This window comes from Streptomyces sp. NPDC058877, assembly GCF_042742855.1.
In the GTDB taxonomy this organism is placed as follows: domain Bacteria; phylum Actinomycetota; class Actinomycetes; order Streptomycetales; family Streptomycetaceae; genus Streptomyces.
Window position 1 is genome coordinate 1 of record NZ_JBHYMF010000235.1, and the last position, 9,534, is coordinate 9,534.

Below are 9,534 nucleotides of genomic sequence, written 5' to 3' on the forward strand. Positions count from 1 at the left end.
GGGGTGCCGGTCAGGCGGGCGACTCCGTGCCGGGGGTCTCGGAGGTGGAGGGCGCCCCGAGGGTGGTGCTCTCCTCCGCCGTCGGCGGCGGGGAGGAATCGGTCGGTGTGGGCGTGCTCGGGTCCGGCGAGGCGGGCGACGACGAGGTGGTCGGCGAGGACGAGCTCGACGAGGGCTCGGGGGTGCTGCTCGTCGGGTGCGACGACCCGGAACTGGTGCTGGTGGGCGGGGGCGTCGTCGTCGCGGGGGCCGTGGTGGCCGTCGGGGTGGCCGGGGACGACGGGCTGCCGGAGGTGCTGGGAGCGCTGGGGGTGCTCGACCCCGTCGGCTCCGACGGGGTTCCGCTCGGTGCTTCCGAGGGGCTCGCGGAGTCCGTGGCAACGGCTCCTTCGGTCTCGGCCGGATCGCCGCCGTCCCCTCCGGTCGACTCCTCGTCGTCGAAGGCGTCGTCGGTGCCGCTCCCGTCCGCCGTGCTGTCCGAGGTGATGCGATCGGTGGCGGGCGTCTCGCCGTTGCCGGAGGTCGCGCCGAGGGTCACGACGGTGCCGAGGACCGCGACGAGGAGTGCACCGGCGCCGACGGCGACGAGGTTGCGGCGGGCCCCGTTGAGGATGCCGTCCTTGAGGCCGGGACGGGAGCCGTTCCCGACGGCGTCGGGGCGCGTGACGACCGTCGGCCCCTCGTCGGCGAAGTCCGGGAAGGGCGGGAAGGAAGCAGCAGCCGCCGAGGTCCGCGCGGGGCCCTTCGACAGCGGCGCCGTGACGGGCTCCGGACCCGGGAGGGCGGCCGGACCCGGGAGGGCGGCCGGACCCCGCAGGGCGGGGATGCCGCGCGGCGGGGAGACGGGTCCCTCGCTACGGGCGACGACGGGTCCGACGTGATCGCCGGAGAGGTCGGCGACGAGGGCGAGCGCCCTGCGCCCGGCGACGGTGCCGCGCTTGTCGGCGAGCGCCCCCCGCATGCCGATGGACGCCTCCAGTTCGGCGCGGGCGCGCTCCAGGTTTCCGTTGCAGATCGCGAGGACGCCGAGCTCGTGGTGGAAGTAGGCCTCCTCGGCGACCTCGCCGGTGAGCCGGGCGGCCTCCTGGCCGGCGCGCAGGGTCCGCTCCCAGGCGCCCCAGTGCTGGCCGGCCGCGAAGGCCGGTGCAGCGGCGCGGGCCAGGCGGACGGCGGTGGCACGGTGTTCGGCCGCGGCCTCCCCGGTGTCGGGGATCAGCGCGGAGAGGGCGGCGAGCAGGGCGTCGGACTCGACCGCGGCCCGCTGGGGGGTGACGGAGGGATGGGCCGCCCACCAGGCGTAGTGCTGGGCGACGGTGTGGGCGCGGTCGGCGGTCTCCTGGTCGTAGCCCTTGGCCAGGAGTTGGGCGAGGACTCCGGAGGCGAGCCGGTAGCGGGGGCCGACCGGGGAGAGGAGGCCGCAGGCCACGAGTTCGCCGAGGGCGGCGTCGGCATGGGTGTCGCCGACGAGGGCCGGCAGGTGGGCCTGGTGCGGGACCTCGCCGCCGAGGGCGACGGCGAAGCGCAGTGCGGCCTGGGCGGAGCGGCTGAGACGGGAGGCGAGGAGGGCGGCGGGCGCGGCGCCCTCGCCGAGGCTGGGCAGGGGTATCTCGCGCAGCTCGACGTCGGGGTCTTCCACGCCGTCGAAGGCGGCGGCGGCAACGGCCGCGGCGGCGTCGGGGTCAGTGGGGCCGAAGGCTTCTTCGAGGGCGCCGAAGGCGTCGAACTCGGCCGGGGAGACCCTCAGTCGGTCGCGCTGGCGGAGCAGGGCGCCGGCCTGGACGAAGCGGAGCGGGAGGCCCTCGGACTCGAACCAGAGGTCGCCGGCCCAGTTGGCCTCCTCGTCGGTGAGGGAGCGACCGACGGCGCTTTCCAGCAGCTCCAGCGCGGCGCCGCGCCCCAGGCCGGCGAGCAGCACCTCCTCGACCCGGGCCTCGGCGGAGGGAGCGGGTGTCTCGGGTCCCGCGGCGAAGAGGAAGGCGCACTCGGGGGCGGCGGTGAGGAGCTCGTCGAGGGCGGTGCCGCCGAACTCCAGGTCGTCGACGACGACCACGGCGCCGACTTCGCGGATCCGGTCGAGGAGGGCGGTCCGGTCGGGGCGCTGGCCCGGAGCGTGCCGGACCGCGGTGAAGAGTTCGTGGAGGAGTTCGGTGGGAGTGCGGTGGTGGCCCGAGAGGCGGACGACACCGTCGGGCGCCAGGTCGGCGCAGTCGGCGGCGACGGCGTCGAGGAGGGCGGTGCGGCCGGATCCGGGGGCACCGGTCAGACGGGCCGAGCGGCCCCGGGTGAGGATTCCGGTGAGCCGCTCGCGCTCCTCCTGACGTTCGAGCAGCGGTAGCTCGGGCGCGGCCGGGCCCGGCGGAACGGGCGGCGAGGCGGCCCGGGCGACCTCGGCGCGTTCCTTTGCGGTGCGAGGACGGGGTGCTTCCGGTTCCTGCCCTGGCGGGCAGGGCTCGATCTCGCTGCCGTCGACGGGGTTGACGGTGAGGAGCAGTTCGCCGGCGACGAGTCGGACGATGCGGGCACGCACGGGTGCCGGCGCGGTGCCGCCGCGCCCCTGGCGGGTCTCCTCGCCCTCGGCGTCGTGACCGTACTCCTCCGACCCAGGGTTGATCGGGTCCATGGTGCAAGCCCCCAAGAAGCGCTGTCCGGTGCCCGCCGGGCCGTTCCGTCAATGTGCAGGCGACCGAACCCTAGACCCTGGTCAGACCGTCGGGAACAGCCGGGGTGCTCACGAGACCAAGACGTCACGGTCTCGTGAGGATTGGGTGTGACGCCTGGTTCGCACGACTGTTCCGCAGTCGGTGGGGGCTCCGGGTGTTCCAGGGGTTCACACCCGGGGCAGGGACTCCAGGGCGAGGCCGCCCTCGATGGCGAGGATGCGGTGCAGTCGGGTGGCGACGAGCAGCCGCTGCATCTGGGGCGGCACTCCGCGCAGGACGAGTCGCCTGCCGCAGCGGCCGGCCCTCCGATGGGCCCCCATGATCACACCGAGTCCGGTGGCGTCCCAGGAGTCGAGGCCGGTCAGGTCGAGCACCAGGTCGCCGACTCCGTCGTCAACGGCCGAGTGCAGGACCGTACGGGCGTCCGCCGCGCTGCGGACGTCGAGGCGGCCCCCGACGACCAGCTCGACGTGGTCGCCCCTGATGTGCATATGCGCTCCCCGAGAGTGCTCCGTCTTCCCAACAACTGACTGCCGCATTGGCAGATACGTTGCGCCTTGTCAGCGAACCGACACCGAAATTCACCCCTTGGAGTGAGGGCGGGGTGGCGGTCCGGGCTCAGTGCTTATAGAAGCCCTGCCCGCTCTTGCGGCCGATGTCACCCGCGTCCACCATCCGGCGCATCAGCTCCGGCGGCGCGAACTTCTCGTCCTGGGACTCCGTGTAGATGTTGTTGGCGGCGTTCACCAGGATGTCGATGCCGGTGAGGTCGGCGGTGGCGAGCGGGCCCATGGCGTGGCCGAAGCCGAGCTTGCAGGCGATGTCGATGTCCTCGGCGGTGGCGACGCCCGACTCGTAGAGCTTGGCCGCCTCGACGACGAGGGTGGAGATGAGGCGGGTGGTGACGAAGCCGGCCACATCGCGGTTGACGACGATGCAGGTCTTGCCGACGGACTCGGCGAACTCGCGGGCGGCGGCCAGGGTGGCGTCGTCGGTCTTGTGGCCGCGGACGAGCTCGACGAGCTGCATCATCGGAACGGGCGAGAAGAAGTGGACGCCGACGACGGCCTCCGGGCGCCCGGTGACCGCAGCGATCTTGGTGATCGGGATGGCGGAGGTGTTGGAGGCGAGGACCGCGCCGTCCTTGACGATCTTGTCGAGCGAGCGGAAGATCTCGTGCTTGACGCCGAGGTCCTCGAAGACGGCTTCGACGACGACGTCCGCGTCGGCGACGGCGTCGAGCTCGGTGGTGGCGGTGATCCGGCCGAGGGCGGCCTCGGCGTCCTGCTCGCCGAGCTTGCCCTTGGCGACGAAGCGGTCGTACGACGCCTTGATGCCGTCGGTCCCCCGGGTCAGGGCGGCGTCGGTGACGTCACGCAGGACGACGTCCCAGCCCGCCTGGGCCGAAACCTGTGCGATGCCGGACCCCATGAGTCCGGCTCCGATGACGGCGAGCTTCCTGGCCACGATCTTCCACCCCTCAACACCTGTTCACTTCTGGCTCTCCGGCGGAGATTAGCGGTCGCGGGGCGTCATGTGACCGTGAAGTAACGCGCGTCACGCCCCGTTTGACGGACGTCACACTCACGACAGGCCGTACGGGTGGTCCTCGGGCCCGCACGGCGTGCGCGAGGACCTTCCGGACACGCCCCACGACGCCGACCCCGCCGCACCGGGTGCGGCTCGTCCCGGCCCCGGCGGCGCTCGCCGTGACGGTCGGCACACGCGCCTTCCGGAGCGCCGGCGGCTCACTAGGCTGGGCCCATGGTCAATCTGACGCGCATCTACACCCGTACCGGCGACCAGGGCACCACGGCGCTCGGCGACATGAGCCGCACCGCCAAGACGGATCTGCGGATCTCGGCCTACGCCGATGCCAACGAGGCCAACGCCGCCATCGGGACGGCCGTCGCCCTCGGGCAGCTCGACGAGGAGGTCGTGAAGGTCCTCGTCCGGATCCAGAACGACCTCTTCGACGTGGGCGCCGACCTCTGCACGCCGGTCGTGGAGGACCCGGAGTTCCCGCCGCTGCGCGTCGAGCAGGGATACGTCGACAAGCTGGAGGCCGACTGCGACCGCTTCCTGGAGGGGCTCGACAAGCTGCGCTCCTTCATCCTGCCGGGCGGCACGCCCGGTGCGGCACTGCTGCACCAGGCGTGCACGGTGGTCCGGCGGGCTGAACGCTCCACCTGGGCGGCCCTGGAGGTGCACGGCGCAACGATGAACGCGCTGACCGCCACCTACCTCAACCGGCTATCGGACCTGCTCTTCATCCTCGCGCGCACCGCGAACAGGGAGGTCGGCGACGTGCTCTGGGTCCCGGGCGGGGAACGCTGAACCGTTCTCCAGCGCCTTCTTCGGTGCCTTCTTCGGCCAGACCGCATAGCTGAGCGCGATCAGACCGTGGAGGCCGACGACCCGCCAGGCGCCGACGGTCCACTCCCGCAGCGACTCGGTGTCCCCGTCCTCGCCGACGTAGCGGGCGGCGAGGAACAGCAGGACGGTGGCGACGACGCCGCCGAGCAGCGAACCGAGCCAGACCCGGCCCTCGTGACGGGCCCGGGCCGCGCCGTACCTCGGCGGCTTCGCCGGCGCCGGGCCACCCCCCAGGCGGTGGGCGGCGTGGCCGTCGAGCCACCGCACGGTGCGGTGGCCGTGCCCGACGGTGTAGCCGAGGTAGACGGCGGCGAGGCCGTGCTTCGCGCTCGGGTCGGCGCCGTTCTTCAGGTCGATCGCGGTGACGACGAGGAGCAGGACCTCCAGGAGCGGTTCGCAGAGCAGCAGCGCCATTCCCGTCCGGGGCGCCTTCAGGAGGTAGCGGGCGGTGAGGCCCGCGACCAGCAGCGCCCAGAAGCCCACCTCGCAGACCACGATGAGCGTGACGATCACGGCGGTTCCCCTTTCGGCTCTCCTCCAGCCTCCCGTGCGCCCGGGGACGGTTCGTCGTCGCCGGTGACGAACCCCGTCTACACCGTTCGACGGAGGCGGACGGTGGAGGGATCGCCCCGGACGAGGAGGTGTCCGTCGGGCGGGACGTGTTGGATGGGTGGGTGACACTCCCCCGCCCGCATCGCGTCGACCTCCTCCTCTCGCTCTCGGGGCTCACCTGCGGACTGCTCCTGTGGTCGTACGACTTCTACATGACGTTCGGCCGCGTCTTCGAGCAGCGGTGGGCGGCCCTGGTCCCGCTGGCCGTGATGGCCTCGGTGGAGACCGTGCGCCGGACCGCCCCGCGCACGGCCCTGTTCGTCGGCACCCTGACGATCGCGGGCGACCAGTTCACCAACGGCAACCTCGCCACGGTGCTGATGTTCACGGACCTGGTCTACGCGGCGGTGGTGTACGGCCCTCCGGCCTCGGCACGCCGCATCCCGTACACCACCGGACTGATCGCGGTGACGCTGACCGTGGTGCTGCTGGTCTGGTGGCAGAACGCCTATGCACTGCTCGTGGGCATGGTCACCGGCATGGTCTCCTTCCTGCCGGCGATCACGGGGGCGGTCGTCCGCAACCACCGGGACGCGGCGGAGGCCGCCCGGCTGCGGGCCGAACAGACCGCGCTGCTGGCCGAGATGGACCGGACCCAGGCGGTGGTCGCCGAGCGGGCACGGATGGCGCGCGAGCTGCACGACGTGGTGGCGAACCACCTGTCCGCGATCGCGATCCACTCCACGGCCGCGCTCTCCCTCGACGAACCGGCCACCACCCAGAAGGCGTTGACCGTGATCCGGGAGAACAGCGTGGCGGGCCTCGCCGAGATGCGCCGGCTGATCGGGCTGCTGCGGGACAGCGCCGGGGAGGCCGAGCCCGGAGCCGTGCCGAGCCTCGACGGCCTGACGGGGCTGGTCGGACGGGCCCGCGCGAACGGCTCGGCCGGTGGCCTGGACTTCGTCCTGGAGGACCTCAGGAGACCGGACGGAGTCCCGTTGCCGGCTCCGGTGGAGCTGGCGGCGTACCGGATCGTCCAGGAGTCGCTGACCAACGCGGTCAAACACGCCTCCCCCGGCACGGTCACCGTCCGGATCGGCCACCGCGGCGGGGCCCTGACGGTGGCGGTCGACTCTCCGTACGGGAAGCGACCCGGACCGGGCGCACCGGGGACGGGATCGGGCCTGATCGGGATGCGGGAGCGGACGGAACTGCTCGGCGGGGCGTTCCGGGCGACGGCCTCGGGAACGGTGTGGCAGGTGCGGGCGGAGCTGCCCGCGGACGAGAAGGCGGGGAACCCATGACGATCCGGGTGGTGGTGGCCGAGGACCAGTCGGCGGTGCGGGCGGGGCTGGTGCTCATCCTGGGAAGTGCGCCGGACATCGAGGTGGTCGGCGAGGCCGCGGACGGCGAGCGGGCGGTGGAGCTGGCGCGGGCGCTGCGCCCGGACCTGGTCCTGATGGACGTGCAGATGCCTCGGATGGACGGGGTGACGGCGACCGGGATCGTGGTGGCGGAGGGCCTCGCCGACGTCCTCGTCCTGACCACCTTCGATCTGGACGCATACGTGTTCGGAGCCTTGCGTGCCGGCGCGGCGGGCTTCCTGTTGAAGAACGCGGAGGCCCGGGAGCTGATCGAGGCGGTGCGGACGGTGGGGCGCGGCGAGGGTTTGATCGACCCGGCGGTGACCCGGCGGCTCATCACGGAGTTCGCCGCGGCCGGGCGTCCCGCTCGGGTGGGGCGGGGGGCGGACCGCTCGGTCCTGGAGGTGCTGACGCCCCGCGAGCGGCAGGTGCTGTCGACGCTGGGCGAGGGGCTGTCGAACGCGGAGATCGCGGTGCGTCTGGACATGGCGGAGGCGACGGTGAAGACCCACGTCAGCAAGGTGCTGGGGAAGCTCAAGCTGCGGAGCAGGGTCCAAGCCGCCGTGCTGGCACAGGAGTTGGGGGTTTAACGGACCCCACCGACGTTGGTCTGGACCTCTTGACGATTGGTCCAGACCTTCCTACGCTCGCGGGGCGCGCGCATCTTCACGGACCACCCCCACCTTGTCCGTCCGCAACTTGAGGAGCACCCGTTGAGCACTCAAGCACCGACGCGCAGAACAGGGTTCAGACACCGGACCGCCGCCGGACTGACCGCCCTGATCCTGCCCCTGGCCGCCATGGTCGGCCTCGCGACCCCCGCCGAGGCAGCCACCTCGGCGACCGCGACCTACAACAAGACCTCCGACTGGGGCACCGGCTTCGGTGCCAACTGGACCATCAAGAACACCGGCACGACCACCATCAACTCGTGGACCGTCGAGTGGGACTACCCCTCCGGCACCGCGGTGACCTCCGCCTGGGACGCCGCCGTCACCAGCTCCGGAACCCACTGGACCGCCAAGAACGTCGGCTGGAACGGCACCCTCGCCCCCGGCGCCTCCGTCTCCTTCGGCTACAACGGCACCGGCTCCGGGGCCCCCAGCGGATGCAAGATCAACGGCGCGCCCTGTGACGGAAGCACCCAGCCCGGCGACAACCCGCCCTCGGCTCCCGGCGCCCCGGTCGCGTCGAACATCACCGACACCTCGGTGAAGCTCACCTGGACCGCGGCCACGGACGACAAGGGGGTCAAGAACTACGACCTCCTGCGCGACGGCACCAAGGTGACCACCACCACCGGCCTCAGCTACACCGACCAGGGCCTGAGCGCCGGTACGGACTACAGCTACACGGTCGTCGCCCGCGACACCATCGACCAGACCGGCCCCGCAAGCGGCGCCACCCCCGTCCGCACCACGGGCGGCGGCGGAGGCAACCCGCCGCCGAACGTCGTGAAGATGGGCTACTTCACCAACTGGGGCGTCTACGGCCGCAACTACCACGTGAAGAACATCGTGACCTCGGGCTCCGCATCCAAGATCACCCACATCAACTACGCGTTCGGCAACGTCACCGGCGGCAAGTGCACCATCGGTGACGCCTACGCCGACTACGACAAGGCCTACACCGCCGCCCAGTCCGTCGACGGCGTCGCCGACACCTGGGACCAGCCGCTGCGCGGCAACTTCAACCAGCTCCGCAAGCTGAAGAAGGCGTACCCGAACATCAAGGTCATCTGGTCCTTCGGCGGCTGGACCTGGTCCGGCGGCTTCGGCCAGGCCCTGCAGAACCCGACCGCCTTCGCCCAGTCCTGCTACGACCTGGTGGAGGACCCGCGCTGGGCCGACGTCTTCGACGGCATCGACCTGGACTGGGAGTACCCGAACGCTTGCGGCCTGTCCTGCGACAGCAGTGGCCCGAACGCGTTCAAGACCATGATGCAGGCCATGCGCGCCAAGTTCGGCTCCCACGCGATCGTCACCGCGGCGGTCACCGCCGACGCCTCCTCCGGCGGCAAGATCGACGCCACCGACTACGCGGGCGCCGCGCCGTACATGAACTGGTTCAACGTGATGACGTACGACTTCTTCGGCGCCTGGGCGGCCAAGGGTCCGACCGCCCCGCACTCCCCGCTCACCTCGTACGCCGGCATCCCGCAGCAGGGCTTCAACTCGGCCGAGGCCATCGCCAAGTACAAGGCCAAGGGCGTCCCCGCGAACAAGCTGCTGCTCGGCATCGGCTTCTACGGCCGCGGCTGGACCGGCGTCACCCAGTCCGCCCCCGGCGGCACCGCGACCGGCCCCGCACAGGGCACCTACGAGCAGGGCATCGAGGACTACAAGGTCCTCAAGAACTCCTGCCCGGCCAACGGCACCATCGCGGGTACGGCGTACGCCCACTGCGGCACCAACTGGTGGAGCTACGACACCCCGGCAACCGTGAACTCGAAGATGGGCTGGGCCAAGAACCAGGGCCTCGGCGGAGCGTTCTTCTGGGAGTTCAGCGGTGACACCAGTAACGGCGAGCTGGTCGGCGCCATCAGCAACGGTCTGGGCTAGCCAGCACGACGGAGCGGGGGC

The 9,534-nt window shown here is 72.0% G+C and carries 8 protein-coding genes; 4 read left to right on the plus strand and 4 right to left on the minus strand.

What is annotated here, in order from left to right; genetic code table 11:
• Positions 1 to 10 precede the first annotated feature (10 nt).
• The 3 genes from ACFW2Y_RS32045 to ACFW2Y_RS32055 form a co-directional block, all read right to left on the minus strand.
• Positions 11 to 2,620 (minus strand): ATP-binding protein, encoded by a 2,610-nt coding sequence (locus ACFW2Y_RS32045; RefSeq protein ID WP_384886069.1) that lies wholly within the window; start codon positions 2,618 to 2,620, stop codon positions 11 to 13.
• Positions 2,621 to 2,827: 207 nt separating this feature from the next.
• Positions 2,828 to 3,151: an STAS domain-containing protein gene (locus ACFW2Y_RS32050; RefSeq protein ID WP_030210572.1), complete on the minus strand. Its 324-nt coding sequence runs from the start codon at positions 3,149 to 3,151 to the stop codon at positions 2,828 to 2,830.
• A 127-nt stretch (positions 3,152 to 3,278) separates the two neighbouring features.
• A complete protein-coding gene (locus tag ACFW2Y_RS32055) occupies positions 3,279 to 4,127 on the minus strand; it encodes a 3-hydroxyacyl-CoA dehydrogenase family protein (RefSeq protein WP_384886070.1) in 849 nt (282 codons plus the stop codon).
• Positions 4,128 to 4,424: 297 nt separating this feature from the next.
• Between ACFW2Y_RS32055 and ACFW2Y_RS32060 the strand changes: the two genes are divergently transcribed.
• The gene (locus ACFW2Y_RS32060) at positions 4,425 to 4,997 is read left to right on the plus strand and encodes a cob(I)yrinic acid a,c-diamide adenosyltransferase (RefSeq protein ID WP_384886072.1); all 573 of its coding nucleotides are present in this window, start codon (positions 4,425 to 4,427) and stop codon (positions 4,995 to 4,997) included.
• Here the strand turns inward: ACFW2Y_RS32060 and ACFW2Y_RS32065 are convergent.
• Positions 4,914 to 5,549 (minus strand): hypothetical protein, encoded by a 636-nt coding sequence (locus tag ACFW2Y_RS32065; RefSeq protein ID WP_384886074.1) that lies wholly within the window; start codon positions 5,547 to 5,549, stop codon positions 4,914 to 4,916. The two genes, ACFW2Y_RS32060 and ACFW2Y_RS32065, sit on opposite strands and share 84 nt — an antisense overlap.
• 161 nt (positions 5,550 to 5,710) lie before the next feature.
• Here ACFW2Y_RS32065 and ACFW2Y_RS32070 point away from each other — a divergent pair, with 161 nt between their 5' ends.
• The 3 genes from ACFW2Y_RS32070 to ACFW2Y_RS32080 all read left to right on the plus strand — a co-directional run bounded on the left by ACFW2Y_RS32070 (position 5,711) and on the right by ACFW2Y_RS32080 (position 9,513).
• Positions 5,711 to 6,892 (plus strand): sensor histidine kinase, encoded by a 1,182-nt coding sequence (locus tag ACFW2Y_RS32070; RefSeq protein ID WP_384886075.1) that lies wholly within the window; start codon positions 5,711 to 5,713, stop codon positions 6,890 to 6,892.
• Positions 6,889 to 7,542 (plus strand): response regulator, encoded by a 654-nt coding sequence (locus ACFW2Y_RS32075; protein WP_384886077.1) that lies wholly within the window; start codon positions 6,889 to 6,891, stop codon positions 7,540 to 7,542. The genes ACFW2Y_RS32070 and ACFW2Y_RS32075 overlap by 4 nt, the downstream gene beginning before the upstream one ends.
• Before the next feature lie 123 nt (positions 7,543 to 7,665).
• Positions 7,666 to 9,513 carry a glycosyl hydrolase family 18 protein gene (locus ACFW2Y_RS32080; protein ID WP_384886079.1) on the plus strand — a complete coding sequence of 616 codons (1,848 nt, stop codon included), beginning with the start codon at positions 7,666 to 7,668 and terminating at the stop codon, positions 9,511 to 9,513.
• Positions 9,514 to 9,534: the final 21 nt, after the last annotated feature.

Coding starts and splice junctions, on each gene's coding strand:
- ACFW2Y_RS32050 (WP_030210572.1), bottom strand. CDS start 3,151: ATGCACATCAGGGGCGACCACGTCGAGCTGGTCGTCGGGGGCCGCCTC.
- ACFW2Y_RS32045 (WP_384886069.1), bottom strand. CDS start 2,620: ATGGACCCGATCAACCCTGGGTCGGAGGAGTACGGTCACGACGCCGAG.
- ACFW2Y_RS32060 (WP_384886072.1), top strand. CDS start 4,425: ATGGTCAATCTGACGCGCATCTACACCCGTACCGGCGACCAGGGCACC.
- ACFW2Y_RS32075 (WP_384886077.1), top strand. CDS start 6,889: ATGACGATCCGGGTGGTGGTGGCCGAGGACCAGTCGGCGGTGCGGGCG.